Below are 13,395 nucleotides of genomic sequence, written 5' to 3' on the forward strand. Positions count from 1 at the left end.
CTCAGATCACAAACTCGCGCACGTTCATCACACTGCTGATGCCGCGGATCGCCTCCACCAGGCCATCCGGCGCATCTCCGCCGACATCGATCAGGTTGTAGGCCACATCGCCCCGACTCTTGTTGATCATGTCCACCACGTTGATCTGCCGCTCCGCAAGCAGAGAGGTGATCTGGCCGAGCATGCCGGGCACGTTGCGATTGGTGATCGCGATCCGGTTGCCCCCCACGGGTTCCAGGTTCACCGCCGGAAAATTGACCGAATTGCGGATATTGCCGGTTTCAAGAAACTCGACGAGCTGCTCCGCCGCCATGACCGCGCAGTTCTCTTCCGCCTCGTCCGTGCTGGCGCCGAGGTGCGGCGTAAGCCGCACATTGGGATGCTCGGTGAGGCCGGGTACCGGAAAGTCTGCAACATAGAGGCCCACGCGACCATCGTCCAGACACTTTTTGAGTGCCAGGGTGTCCACGATCGGCTGGCGGGCAAAATTCAGCAGCACACTGCCCTTACGAAAAGAGCGCAGGCTCTCCTCATTGATCATGCCCCGGGTTTCCGCCATCAACGGCACATGCAGGGTCACGTAATCGGAACGGGAGAAAAGACTCGGCAGGTTCTCCATGCGTTGAACCTCACTGGGCAAACGCCAGGCGGCATCCACTGAGATTGCCGGATCGAAGCCCAGCACTTTCATACCCATGTCCAGCGCGGCCCGGGCGACCAGCGATCCAATCGCACCGAGCCCCACCACACCAAGCGACTTGCCATAGAGCTCACGACCCTTGAAGCGTTTCTTTTCAGCCTCGACCAGACGATCCAGTTCTGCTTCGTCAGCGATTCCTTTCAGGCTCATTACGAACTGTATGCCGCCCACGATATCCCGGGCAGACAGCAGCAGCGCTGCCATGACAAGCTCTTTCACCGAGTTTGCATTGGCACCCGGAGTATTGAAAACGACGATGCCACGCTCAGTGCATTCTGCGACCGGCACATTGTTGAAACCGGCACCCGCCCGGGCTACGGCACGGACGCTCTGACTGAGCTGTGCGCCCTCGAGCTGATGAGAACGCAGCAGTATCGCATGCGGATCCGCTATTTCGGAGCTCACTTCATAGCGGTCCCGCGGAAACCGTTCGAGGCCGCGCACGGCGATCTGATTGTAGGTTCTGATTTTGTACATCACAGGGTCCTTCACTTTCGAATAGGGTTCGCACCGGGGCCTGATCTCCACCGGCATCCCGTGCGGGCGCCCGACCGCTCAGGCAGCTTTGACGGCCTCTGTGATCGCCTCACAGATGAGACGTACCGAGTCCGGCGGCTGGAAGCCGGCCATTCTGCCAGAATGCGTCTCTTCCAGCGCATCGATTACCAGTGCGACAAGCGGCTGTGGCGCGAGATCCTCTTCCTGCAGCACCCGGCTGAATCCCTGGCGCCGGGCATAGGCGGCATTCTCTATCTGATCTCCCCGGCTGGCCTTACGCGAAAGCGGCACCAGGATGTTGGGCTTACCCAGGCACAGCAGCTCATACAGGGTGTTAGCACCCGCTCTGGAAACCACCAGATCCGCACAGGCCAGCAGGTCCCCCCAGGCGTCGCTGACAAACTCGAATTCATGGAAGCCGGTCCGCTCGATGCCGCTGAGCTTGCCCGGTCCACACACCAGAACGACATCCGCTTCGGGCAGCAGTTGCGGGAGCGCTGCGCGCACCACCGCATTGAGCCGGTCCGCGCCGAGACTGCCACCGGTGACCAGCAGGATCCGTCGCCCGGCATCCACACCCAGGAGCGCGCGGCCGCGTTCCGGGCTGCCATCAAGCAGAGCCTGGCGCACCGGTGTCCCCGTGCAGATGAGCCGGCCCGCAAAGCGCGCAGGCTTAGTGTCCGGAAAATTCACACAGAGGCTGTGCACGAAGGGCAAGGCGAGCCGGTTGGCCAGACCGGGTGTAAGGTCGGACTCGTGTGCCACCACAGGAATCCGCCACAGACCGGCGGCGAGCACGAGGGGAAAACTCACAAAGCCCCCTTTGGAAAACACCACGTCAGCCTTCAGCCGCTTGAGCAGTACCAGTGCTTCGAGGATGCCGAACAGCACCTTGAAGGCGTCCAGGAAGTTTTCGAATGACAGATAGCGGCGCAGTTTGCCCGCCGCGATGCCGTGATAGGCGATCGGCAGATCACCGAGCAGCTGCGCCTCCAGCCCGGAGCGGCTGCCGACAAAGCTGACCCGGTGTCCCTCGGCAAGCAGCGCCTGTATCACGGGAATGGCGGGCACCACATGCCCCGCCGTACCACCACCGGTGCAGACCACGTGCATCAGAGCTCCAGAACCGCTTTGAGCAGGGGAATCGTGAGTCGACGCTGGGCAGCGAGGGCGGCGAGATCCAGGGCTTCCAGCTGTTCCAGCAGATCCGGCAGATGACGGCTGGAGCGGTGCAGCCAGAAATCCAGCACGGCTTCATCGAGGGTCAGCCCCTTGCGCCTGGCCACCAGGGTGAGCACATCGCGCAGGCCATCGTCATCCAGGGGTTGTACCTCGAAGACTTCCAGACCACGCATGCGCGAGGCCAGATCCGCCAGGGCGAAGTCGAGCTTCGTCGGGGCGGCCGCAGACGCCACCAGCAGGCGCCGTCCGCTGGCGAGGAGCCCCTGATAAAGCGCCATGAGTGCGCTTTCTCTGGCGACTGAGCCCAGCCAGGTCTGCAGATCATCGACAGCCACCAGATCGGCGTCCTCCAGCCCACTCAACAGATCGGGGTCCCGGGGCAGATCCGCCAGCGGCAGGTAGGCTGAGCGTCTGCCAGCTGCGGTAAATCGGTGGCAGGTCGCCTGCAGCAGATGGCTGCAGCCGCGCCCTTTCTGTCCCCACAGAAACAGCCCGGAAAAAACCCCGGCCGCAGTAAGATTCTCGAGACGGTTCACCAGTTCAGCGTTGCGGCCCGCATGAAAATTTTCGAAGTCGCACAACGCATTGAGCCGCAGCGGAATCGTCAGCTGGCGGAGCTGATCGCTCACGCGGAGCGGCGCCTGTTGTGCCAGGCCCGGCGGCCCCAGGTGAACACGTAATCGAGGCCGGAGCCGATACCCAGCACTGCCAGAATGTAGAAGCAGTAGGGGTCCACCAGCTGCCCGGCGGTGGTACTGAGGAACGGAAACTCACACAGCTCGACCAGCAGCAGCAGCAGCATGACGATCTGCATGGCGGTGTTGGCTTTGCTGATAAACGTAGGCGCAAACTCGATCTGCTCGAAGAGCAGTCTATAGAGACCTGCCCCGCTGAGAATCACCGCATCCCGCCCGACCGCAATCGCGGCCACCCAGATCGGAATGTGCCCCTGCACGGTGAAAGCGATGAACATGGCCGCCACCAGCAGTTTGTCCGCCACCGGATCCATCGCGGCACCGAAACGGCTGGTCCAGCCGAACTGCCGTGCCATCCAGCCATCCAGCGCATCACTCGCGCCGGCAATGCTCATCAGCACCAGGGCGTCCACATAGCGATCTTCGAGCAGCAGCCAGGCGGTGGGCACCACCAGCAGGATGCGTATCGTCGTGATCACATTGGGGAGCTGGGAAATCTGCACGATCGCTGTCAGCGCACCCGCCATACCAGACTGAGGTCGCTGATCGGTGAAATGGCCAGCTGGTCTTCGAAGAGCCTGCCGTCGGCGCTGAACAGGCGCATGAGCTGCTCCACGGAGGCGGGAGTGGTGAGGCGCACCAGCAGCCGGTCCCCCATCAGTTCCGCCACATCCACCTGTTCGATGAACTCCAGCCCGCCGAAATAGCGCAGCAGCGATCCATAGTCTGCGGCACTGCGCAATCCGGAAACGGCAATCAGCAGCTGGCCCGCCGCGCGCCCGAGCACGGCGCGTCGATCGGCAAGTTCCGTGGCCACCAGGTCCACTGCAGCGCCGGCCTGTTCCGCGAGGTCTGCACCTTCACCACTGAAGGTCAGCTCCTCTCCGTCGATCCAGAACACCCAGTCGCTCACCCAGCCCGTCTGTGCCTGCAGTTCGGCGCGACCGACAACCACCACATCCGCGCCGTAGCGCGCGGCGGCGGGTTCGAGAACCTGGGTCAGCCTGCCCCATACCGCGGCTTCGGAGACATTCATCTGATCTTCAAGATCGAGCAGGGGCAGGGTCAGTGGCAGTCCCCGCACACGGGCTCGGCGCTGCATCGCCTGGGCAACTTCCGCGGCCAGTGGCATTTCCGGTCGCGCGCCGAGCAGAGTCCGCGCGCCCCCTTCCTGAAGGACGACCCAGACCAGCACCTGCTCACGCACAGATCGCCAGATCGGCAGCTGGGCGCGTTTGATCAGTTCCTGCACGGGCTGCGGATCAAACTGCACCACCAGATCCAGGGCACCGGACGGCACATCCGGGCCGGACCGGGCCTCGGCAAAGCGGAACTGGCTGTAGTAGGACTCCGGTGAAGCCAGAGCCCGCGCTACTTCCGGGGTACGGGGCACATAGGCGAGACCGGACAGGCGGCCAAGCAGTTCCAGCAGGGCTGCTGAGGACGCAGCGCCACGGTCCTCGGCGCTCTGGGAAGCCACAGGCACCGCAACCTCGTACAGCCAGGGTACCGGCGCGACCGACCAGGCGGCGCTGCCGGTCAGGCTGCCGATCAGCAGAATTACCTGTGCAGCGCTCGCGACCACGACAGCGCCGGCAGCCTGCGCCGCCGCTGTTGCAGATCTCGCCGCAGATTTCACCGCAGCAATCACTTCCGATCGCACTGCAGGGGCCGTTCGCCCACCTTGCCCTCTCACCAAGAGGCCAGCTCCAACGCCGCAAAAGGGCGGCAAGTTTACCGAATTTGGCGCTCGGAGGTCTGATACACTCTCGCCCCCATTTTGCTGATGCTGGCCACGGAATTGGGTTCCCGAAAACAGAGCGACGCACCCGGCGCCCACCCCCAGGGCGGATCAGCCGGCACAGCGGAAAATGCACCAAAAAAGAGCCTCACCTACCGGGATGCCGGTGTCGATATCGACGCCGGGGATGAGCTCATCCGTCGCATCGGCCCGGCCGCCCGGGCGACGAGCCGCCCTGAACTGCTGAGCGGTCTGGGTGGTTTTGCCGCCCTTGCAGAACTGCCCGCAGGGTACAGGCAGCCGGTGCTGGTGACCGGAACAGACGGTGTCGGCACCAAACTCAAACTTGCCATCGACCACGATCGCCACGACACCGTCGGCCAGGATCTGGTGGCCATGTGTGTGAACGACGTGCTGGTGACCGGCGCCGAGCCCTTCCTGTTCCTCGACTACTACGCCACCGGTAAACTCGACGTCGATGTCGCCGAGCGGGTGATCAAAGGCATCGCCCTGGGTTGCGAACTTGCCGGTTGCGCACTGGTTGGTGGCGAAACGGCAGAAATGCCCGGCTTCTACAGCGGCGGCGACTACGATCTCGCCGGGTTCTGTGTGGGCGTGGTCGAAAAATCTGAAATCATCAGCGGTGCGGACCTCACTCCGGGCGATGTCCTCATCGGCCTGCCCAGCAGCGGCCCCCACTCCAACGGTTATTCCCTGATCCGCAGAATCCTCGAAGACCGTACGCTCCTGCCTTCACCGAAGATGCTCGATGAACTGCTGGCACCCACCCGCATCTACGCAAAATCGGTACTGCAACTGCGCCGCCGTCTTGCCGCAGCAGCCAACCCCGGTCCCGGCATCAAAGGAATGGCGCACATCACCGGCGGTGGTGTGCTGGAGAATCTGCCCCGGATGTGGTCCGGGCGGCCGCTTGCGGCCCTGATCGATGTCGACAGCTGGCAGCGGGCCGATGTGTTCAGCTGGCTGCAGCAGGCGGGCAATGTGGCAGAGCGGGAAATGCTGCGGACTTTCAACTGCGGCCTGGGCTTTGTCATTGCCGTGCAGGCAGATCAGCTGGATGCGGCCATCGCCCTGCTCGAGGAAGCCGGTGAACATCCCCGCCGCATCGGCACTCTGGTCGATCCGGGTACCCGGGCCGGCAGCGGACAACTGCTGATCGGCTGAATCGACCGTCAGGTTCTGGGCAGGGTTACCCCGCGCTGGCCCTGATACTTCCCGCCCCGCGCCTTGTAAGTGACCTCGCACTGCTCATCCGACTGGAAGAACAGCATCTGGGCAACACCTTCGTTGGCATAGATCTTCGCCGGCAGGGTGGTGGTGTTGGAAAATTCCAGGGTCACATGCCCCTCCCACTCCGGCTCCAGCGGCGTGACATTGACGATGATGCCGCAGCGCGCGTAGGTCGATTTACCCAGGCAGATGGTCAGCACATCAGACGGTATCCGGAAGTACTCGACGGTGCTGGCCAGCGCGAAAGAATTCGGCGGTATCACACAGACATCGCCGCGCACGTCGACAAAACTGCGCTCGTCGAATTTCTTCGGATCCACCGTGGCGGAGAAGATGTTGGTGAACACCTTGAAGTCCGGCGCGCAGCGCACATCGTAGCCGTAACTCGAGGTGCCATAGGAAATCACCTTCTCCGAGCCCGAGTAGCGTACCTGGGCCGGTTCGAAAGGATCGATCATGCCTTTCTCCGCCATTTCGCGGATCCAGCGGTCAGATTTGATCGTCATGAAAAATTCCCTCTGTCATCGTGCGCTCATCGATCTAATCATCCGACATGGAGATTCTGGGTCCCGCAGCTGCGCTGCTGCTGCGTTCCCACAGACGCGCAGCCAGATGCCGGGCGGCGCGGCGGTATATGCCCGCCACGGCACCTTCAGGATCCGCCGCCACCGTCGGATTACCCCCGTCCGCCTGTTCACGGATGGTCAGGGTCAGAGGCAGAGCCCCGAGCAGCGGCGTGTCAAACGCCGCCGCGATCCGTGCGCCACCACCACTGCCGAAAATGTCGCTGGCGGTGCCGCACTTCGGGCAGATGAAGGTGCTCATGTTTTCGATTACCCCGAGTACCTCGATGTCCACCTTGCGGAACATCTCGATGCCTTTCTTCGCATCGAGCAGCGCGATGTCCTGGGGCGTGGTGACGATGACGGCGCCGGAAACCGGGACGCGTTGCGAAAGGGTGAGCTGTATGTCGCCGGTGCCGGGCGGCATATCCACCACCAGATAGTCCAGATCGTCCCAGGCTGTTTTGCCGAGCAGCTGCTGCAGGGCACCGGACACCATGGGCCCGCGCCACACCATGGGGGTTTCTTCGGTGATCAGGAAGCTCATGGACATGGCCTGGAGTCCGTGTGCCTTGATGGGCACGAAGGTGTCACCGCCGCGTATTTCCGGCCGCCGGCCTTCCGCCACCCCCAGCATCATGCCCTGGCTCGGGCCGTAGATGTCTGCATCGAGCAGGCCGACCTTCGCCCCTTCCCGGTCCAGGGCCAGCGCCAGATTGACCGCCGTGGTGGATTTGCCGACACCGCCCTTGCCCGAGGCAACAGCGATCACATGGCGGATCTGGGGAACACCGCGCCCCGGCGGCGGTACGAACTGCAGATCGAGCTCGATATCCGGGGTGCCGAGAAACTCACCGAGCAGTCGCTGATACTCGGCAACCGCCCCCTGGGCCGGATAGCCGAGTGTCACACCAATGCGTTTACCGCTGGTCAGGATGCGGGCACCGAGTTCGCCCCAGGTCCGGCCGAGGAGCGGGTCGGGAAACTGCTCAATTTTCATTCTTCATCTCTTCGCGTCTCATCGCGTCGCGTCACACCAGGCTGGAAAAGCCCGAAAGCCGCGCATTATAGGAGACTTGCAGTTATAGTCGCGGTTTTTCCGACCTGCACTTCTTTCGCGCATGACACGACGTATTCTGGTGACCAGCGCTCTGCCGTACGTCAGCGGCGCCATCCATCTGGGGCATCTGCTCGAACACATCCAGACCGACATCTGGGTGCGCTTTCAGCGCATGCGCGGCCATCAGGTGATCTATGTCTGTGCCGACGACACCCATGGCACCGCCACCATGCTGCTCGCGGAAAAGCGCGACATGACCCCTGAGACCCTGATCGAAACCATCCGTGCGGAGCATGCGCGCGATTTCGAGCGTTTTCTGATCAGCCACGATAACTACTACACCACTCATTCGGACGAAAACCGTCACTACTCTGAGCTGATATTCAATCGCCTCAAGCAGCGCGGACTGATCTTCACCCGGGAAGTGGAGCAGCTCTACGATCCACAGCGGAAACTGTTTCTTGCAGATCGCTTTGTCAAAGGTGAGTGCCCCCGCTGTGGCACACCAGATCAGTACGGCGACAACTGCGACGCCTGCAGTGCCACTTACGATGCGATGGATCTGAAGAATCCGCGCTCCACTCTGTCCGGCGCCATACCCGTGGTGCGCGCATCAGAGCACTACTTCTTCGATCTGCCTCAGTATGCGGATTTTCTGCGCAAATGGCTGGCCAGCGGCACCGTGCAGCCCGAGGTGGCGAACAAGCTCGCCGAATGGATGGAAGCCGGTCTGCGACCCTGGGATATCTCCCGGGACGCACCCTATTTCGGCTTCCTGATTCCCGGGACCACCGACAAGTACTTCTATGTCTGGATGGATGCCCCCATAGGTTACATGGCGAGCTTCCGTAACTTTGCGGATGCGCACAACCAGGTGTCCTTCGACGAATTCTGGTCCGCCGGTGCTTCGACCGAAGTCCATCACTTCATCGGCAAGGACATCATCAATTTCCACGCGCTGTTCTGGCCCGCGGTCCTCGACGGCGCCGGTTTCCGTACGCCGACCCGCATCCACACCCACGGCTTCATCACCGTGAACGGCACCCGCATGTCCAAATCCCGGGGCACCTTCATCAATGCCTCGACTTATCTCGAGCACCTCGAGCCGGAATATCTGCGCTACTACTACGCAACCAAGCTCAATGGCAGTGTCGATGACATGGACATCAATCTCGACGACTTCGTGCAGCGGGTGAACGCAGATCTGGTCGGCAAGGTGGTGAACATCGCCAGCCGCTGTGCGGGCTTCATAACCAGACACTTCGACGGCACCCTTGCTACCGAACTGCACGACCAGGCACTCTGGGGCCGCTTCACCCAGGCCTCGACCAGCATCGCCGACCACTACGAGTCCGGCGACTGCTCGAAAGCAGTGCGGGAGATCACCGCGCTGGCGGATCTGGCCAACCGCTACATCGCCGATCATGCACCCTGGGCGATGATCAAAGACCCGCAACAGCACGCGGCCACACAGGCTGTCTGCAGCCAGGCAGTCAACCTGTTCCGGGTACTGGCCGTGTATCTGGCGCCCATCCTGCCACGCATGGCGGAAGACGCCGCCAGTTTTCTCAAGGTAGCGCCGCTGCGCTGGTCCGATGCCCAGACGCCGCTGACAGACCATCGGATCGAGCCCTACAGGCCGCTGTTTGCGCGCCTGGAACGCGAAAAACTCGACGCCATAGTCGCTGCCAGCACGGTGAGCGAGGCACCAGAGACAAAGCCTGCGAGCAGCAACAGCCCGGATAGTGCCGCTACCGGTGAAGTTACGGATGCGGGTGCGGGGGCTCAAAACAAGGAATCGGACGCCTTCATCAGCATCGACGACTTCAACAAAATCGAACTGCGGGTGGCACGGATCACCGCTGCCACTCCGGTGGAAGGCGCCGACAGACTCCTGCAGCTCACCCTGGATCTGGGTGACAGTCAGCGTCAGGTGCTGTCCGGCATCCGCCAGGCATACACACCGGAAGCGCTGATCGGTCAGCTCACGGTGGTTGTGGCCAACCTCGCTCCCCGCAGGATGCGCTTCGGCACCTCGGAAGGCATGGTGCTTGCCGCAGGCCCCGGCGGCAGCGAGATCTTCCTGTTGAAACCGGATTCAGGGGCCGCACCAGGCATGCTAGTGCGCTGAAGTCAGATGGGAGAACTCGCTCTCATTCTGCTCGGCGCCCTCATCGTCAATAACTTTGTGCTCGCGCAGTTTCTGGGGCTGTGCCCGTTCTTCGGCAGCACGGGCCAGTACGACACCGCGGCCGCCATGGGACTTGCCACCACCTTCGTACTGACACTGTCGGCAACCCTCAGCTATCTGCTCAATGTCGGCCTGCTGGTGCCCCTGGGACTCGAGTACCTGCGCATCATCACCTTCATCGTCGTGATCGCCGGTGTGGTGCAGCTCACCGAACTCTACCTTCGCAGCACCAGTCCGCTGCTGTATCAGGTACTCGGCATCTATCTGCCCCTGATCACCACCAACTGCGCCGTGCTCGGGGTGGCCCTGCTTTCCGTACAGCAGGACCTCAGCCTGGCGGGCACCCTCGTTTACGCCGCGGGCGCGGCACTGGGCTTTGCACTGGTCATGGTGCTCTTCGCCGCGCTCAGGGAGCGGTTGAGCGCGGCACGCATTCCCGCCGCCTTTCAGGGCAGCCCCATCACCCTGATCAGCGCCGGCATTCTGTCGCTGGCCTTCATGGGTTTCGCCGGCCTAGCGGACTGACATGCTTACGCTCATCTACAGCATCGCACTGCTGCTGGGGCTGTTCGCCGCCATAACCACGGCGCTGCTGCTCTTCAGACGCCGGCTGCCTGCCGGGGACACAACCCTGGTCGACGCCATCGACGCCCTGCTGCCCCAGACCCAGTGCGCCCAGTGCGGCTATCCCGGCTGCCGGCCCTATGCCCGGGCCGTCGCTGAGGGTGCAGCCATCAACCTCTGCCCGCCCGGAGGCGCGGCTACCCAGGCAGCGCTGGCCCATTTGCTCAACCGCAACCCCGGCGCCCGGATCGGCTCCCCGGCACCGGTACGGGCACTGATCGACGAGTCCCGCTGTGTGGGTTGCTATCTGTGCATCGAAGCCTGTCCGGTGGACGCGATCGTGGGCGCGCCACGCTTCCTGCACACGGTGATCAACGAGCGCTGCACCGGTTGTGAGCTGTGTATTGCACCCTGCCCGATGGACTGCATCGAGCTGGTGGCGGTGCCGGTACCACCCGAGCCAGCTCTGCCGGCGGACAATGCCCCCTGCATCCGCTGCAATCTCTGCGAACCTGTCTGCCCCGAAGCACTGGCGCCCCAGCATCTGTGGTGGCACAGCCGGGGCGAAGATCTGTCCCGCGCAGTGGATCTGGGCCTGGAGCGCTGTATCGAATGCGGTCTGTGCAATTCCGTGTGTCCCAGCAGCATAGATCTGCTCGCAGTGTTCAGAGTAGCCCGGAAAAAACTGGCAAGCCGGGAGCTGGCCAGCCGCCAGGCAGACAAAGCCCGCGATGATTATGAGCAGCATCTCGCGAGGCTCAATCGGGAAGGTCTGATCGCGGCCGAACGCAGAAACGCCAGGATCGCGGCGCTGACGGACTCCGAGCACTGACATGGCGACGCTGGACACACGCCGCATCATGCTGCTGGTCAGTCTGTGCATGGTGCCCGGTCTGGTCATCCAGACACTGCTGTTCGGCACTGGCGTGCTGCACAACCTTCTGCTTGCCGTCACTTTCGGGCTCGGCACCGAAGCCGGGTGTCTGAAGCTGCTGCAGCGACCGATCCGCGCCGGATTGAGCGATGGCAGCGTGCTGGTGACCGCACTGCTGATCGCCGCCGCACTGCCGCCCGCCTGCCCCTGGTTTGTGCTGCTGCTCGCAGTGGCCGCTGGGATCTGTCTCGGCAAATACGCCTACGGCGGACTCGGCAACAATGTCTTCAACCCGGCAATGGTGGGTTACGCCGTGGTACTCGTCAGTTTTCCGGCAGCGCTTGCCGCCTGGCCTGCTCTGGCAGGTGTTCCGTCTGTCAGCGAGGCTTCCGTCGATGCTCTGACCGGCGCGACCGCACTGACGGCTCTGCGCTTCAAAGGCGCGGCGACCATCGAAGAACTGCATCTGGCCGGTGGACTGTTCGGCACCCTGGGGCCATCGGGCTGGGAATGGATCAACCTCGGCTATCTGCTGGGTGGTCTGATCCTGCTGTCTCTGCGCATCACGGCCTGGCGTACCAGCACCGGCATGCTGCTCGCACTGGGTGGTCTGGCCGCACTCACCTGGGACAGCGGCAGCTCCGCCAGCCATGGTTCGCCGCTGTTTCACTGGCTGGCCGGCGGCACCCTGCTCGCCGCATTCTTTGTGGTTACCGACCCGGTGACCCATCCCACCTCCCGTCAGGGTCAGTGGCTGTTCGGACTTCTCGTGGGCAGCATCGTGTTTCTGATCCGCGCTTTCGGGAACTATCCCGACGGCATCGCCTTTGCCGTGCTGCTGGCCAATGCCATGACCCCCTACCTCGACCGTCGCCTCGCCGGACTCAGCGCCCGTGTCTGATCTGCTTGCCGCGACCCGCCTGCTGCTGATCGCTGCAGTCTGTGCCGCCCTGCTCGGTCTCACCCACTGGCTCACCGCACCGCGCATCGCCGACAACCAGTCACAGAAAAGTCGAGACGATCTGCGTCTGCTGCTCGGCACAGAACACAGCTTCAGCACAGAGGAACTTCCGGATGTCAGCGCAGGCGGGGACTGCTGGTATCTCCCGGCACCCGGTCTGTATCTGCACAGAATGCAGACGACCGGCTATGGCGGACCAATGACCCTGCTGGCCACCCTGGCGGACGGCCGGCTGGAAAGGCTCAGGGTGACCGCGCATCAGGAAACCCCGGGAATCGCCGATTTTCTGAATCGGCCGGACACGGGGTGGATGGCCCGGCTGCGCGGACAGGATCATCAGCAACTCGGCGCGATCGATACGGTCAGCGGCGCGACCATCACCAGCCGGGCGCTGCTCAATGCGATCATCAATCGGACAGCAGGCGCGGAGATGGAATGCAGACGATGACCCCCGCTACAGCGGCGCAGACTTTCCGTGAGGGGGTGCTCGAGCGCAATCCGGCCTGGGTGCAGTTGCTGGGACTCTGCCCGCTGCTCGCGGTGAGCAACAGTCTGGTCAACGCTCTCGGTCTCGCCGCGGCCAGTGCCCTGGTGCTCGTCGGCGCCAATTCGATGATCGCGGCGTTACGGCACCAGATTCCCGCTTTCGCCCGGCTGCCCTGCTTTGTACTGGTGATCGCTACCTTTACCACGCTCGCCGTACTGCTGATGCAGGCATTCGCGTTCGATCTCTATCTGCGCATCGCCCTGTTCGTGCAGATCATCGTCACCAACTGCATGATTCTCGGCAGGGCGGAAGCCTTCGCAAGCCGGCAGCCGATCGGTGTGGCGTTGATGGATGCGCTGGGTACTGCCTGCGGGTTCGCCCTGGCACTCATCGCGCTTGGCAGCGTGCGCGAACTGCTCGCAACAGGCGGACTGCTGGGTAACATGGACCTGCTGTTTGGTCCGTCAGCAGCGTCTTGGCACCTGCAGCTGCCCGGCGTCGACAGTGGACTTCTGCTCGCCGCGCTGCCACCGGGGGCCTTCATTATTGCCGGGCTGCTGCTGGCCTCGGCCAGGGTGCTGAGGACACTGGCCAGGACTGACCGAGCCGCGGAAGACAGGGACTGACA

General features: G+C 63.1%; 13 protein-coding genes and 1 pseudogene. 7 read left to right on the top strand and 7 right to left on the bottom strand.

The genetic code is table 11. The features are described 5' to 3' along the window. Position 1 precedes the first annotated feature (1 nt). From R3E82_12010 to R3E82_12030, 5 genes are all read right to left on the bottom strand, one after another. Positions 2–1,177, bottom strand: a complete 1,176-nt coding sequence (locus tag R3E82_12010; protein MEZ5551608.1) for a phosphoglycerate dehydrogenase — start codon at positions 1,175–1,177, stop codon at positions 2–4. Between the two features lie 78 nt (positions 1,178–1,255). Then, positions 1,256–2,311, bottom strand: coding sequence for a UDP-N-acetylglucosamine--N-acetylmuramyl-(pentapeptide) pyrophosphoryl-undecaprenol N-acetylglucosamine transferase (locus tag R3E82_12015; GenBank protein ID MEZ5551609.1), 1,056 nt, complete (start codon positions 2,309–2,311; stop codon positions 1,256–1,258). Next, positions 2,311–3,009 carry a DnaA regulatory inactivator Hda gene (hda, locus tag R3E82_12020; GenBank protein ID MEZ5551610.1) on the bottom strand — a complete coding sequence of 233 codons (699 nt, stop codon included), beginning with the start codon at positions 3,007–3,009 and terminating at the stop codon, positions 2,311–2,313. The genes R3E82_12015 and hda overlap by 1 nt, the downstream gene beginning before the upstream one ends. After that, a complete protein-coding gene (locus R3E82_12025) occupies positions 3,006–3,602 on the bottom strand; it encodes a CDP-alcohol phosphatidyltransferase family protein (GenBank protein ID MEZ5551611.1) in 597 nt (198 codons plus the stop codon). Before R3E82_12025 ends, hda begins: the two co-directional genes overlap by 4 nt. Beyond that, positions 3,587–4,738: a DUF2066 domain-containing protein gene (locus R3E82_12030; GenBank protein ID MEZ5551612.1), complete on the bottom strand. Its 1,152-nt coding sequence runs from the start codon at positions 4,736–4,738 to the stop codon at positions 3,587–3,589. The genes R3E82_12025 and R3E82_12030 overlap by 16 nt, the downstream gene beginning before the upstream one ends. A 138-nt stretch (positions 4,739–4,876) precedes the next feature. Between R3E82_12030 and purM the strand changes: the two genes are divergently transcribed. Further along, positions 4,877–6,001 carry a phosphoribosylformylglycinamidine cyclo-ligase gene (gene purM, locus R3E82_12035; GenBank protein MEZ5551613.1) on the top strand — a complete coding sequence of 375 codons (1,125 nt, stop codon included), beginning with the start codon at positions 4,877–4,879 and terminating at the stop codon, positions 5,999–6,001. An 8-nt stretch (positions 6,002–6,009) separates the two neighbouring features. Here the strand turns inward: purM and dcd are convergent, their stop codons facing one another. Both dcd and apbC read right to left on the bottom strand, forming a co-directional pair. Continuing rightward, complete coding sequence (dcd, locus tag R3E82_12040) at positions 6,010–6,573, bottom strand: dCTP deaminase (protein ID MEZ5551614.1); 564 nt, start codon at positions 6,571–6,573, stop codon at positions 6,010–6,012. A gap of 34 nt (positions 6,574–6,607) precedes the next feature. After that, a pseudogene (gene apbC, locus R3E82_12045) lies at positions 6,608–7,411 on the bottom strand (iron-sulfur cluster carrier protein ApbC). A gap of 340 nt (positions 7,412–7,751) precedes the next feature. On the opposite strand from apbC, the gene metG reads away from it, so the two are divergent. The 6 genes from metG to rsxE are packed head-to-tail and all read left to right on the top strand — an operon-like array spanning position 7,752 to position 13,393. After that, positions 7,752–9,821 (top strand): methionine--tRNA ligase, encoded by a 2,070-nt coding sequence (metG, locus tag R3E82_12050; GenBank protein ID MEZ5551615.1) that lies wholly within the window; start codon positions 7,752–7,754, stop codon positions 9,819–9,821. Positions 9,822–9,827: 6 nt separating this feature from the next. Continuing rightward, entirely contained in the window at positions 9,828–10,406 is a 579-nt protein-coding gene (rsxA, locus tag R3E82_12055) for an electron transport complex subunit RsxA (protein MEZ5551616.1), read from the top strand. Between the two features lies 1 nt (position 10,407). Next, positions 10,408–11,277 carry an RnfABCDGE type electron transport complex subunit B gene (locus R3E82_12060; GenBank protein MEZ5551617.1) on the top strand — a complete coding sequence of 290 codons (870 nt, stop codon included), beginning with the start codon at positions 10,408–10,410 and terminating at the stop codon, positions 11,275–11,277. A gap of 1 nt (position 11,278) precedes the next feature. Then, positions 11,279–12,220, top strand: a complete 942-nt coding sequence (locus R3E82_12065; GenBank protein MEZ5551618.1) for an RnfABCDGE type electron transport complex subunit D — start codon at positions 11,279–11,281, stop codon at positions 12,218–12,220. Continuing rightward, positions 12,213–12,728: an FMN-binding protein gene (locus R3E82_12070; protein MEZ5551619.1), complete on the top strand. Its 516-nt coding sequence runs from the start codon at positions 12,213–12,215 to the stop codon at positions 12,726–12,728. The genes R3E82_12065 and R3E82_12070 overlap by 8 nt, the downstream gene beginning before the upstream one ends. Further along, on the top strand, positions 12,716–13,393 hold the full coding sequence (gene rsxE, locus R3E82_12075) for an electron transport complex subunit RsxE (protein MEZ5551620.1): 678 nt from the start codon (positions 12,716–12,718) through the stop codon (positions 13,391–13,393). The genes R3E82_12070 and rsxE overlap by 13 nt, the downstream gene beginning before the upstream one ends. Positions 13,394–13,395: the final 2 nt, after the last annotated feature.

It is taken from the genome of Pseudomonadales bacterium, assembly GCA_041395945.1.
Taxonomy (GTDB): Bacteria; Pseudomonadota; Gammaproteobacteria; order Pseudomonadales; family Azotimanducaceae; genus SZUA-309.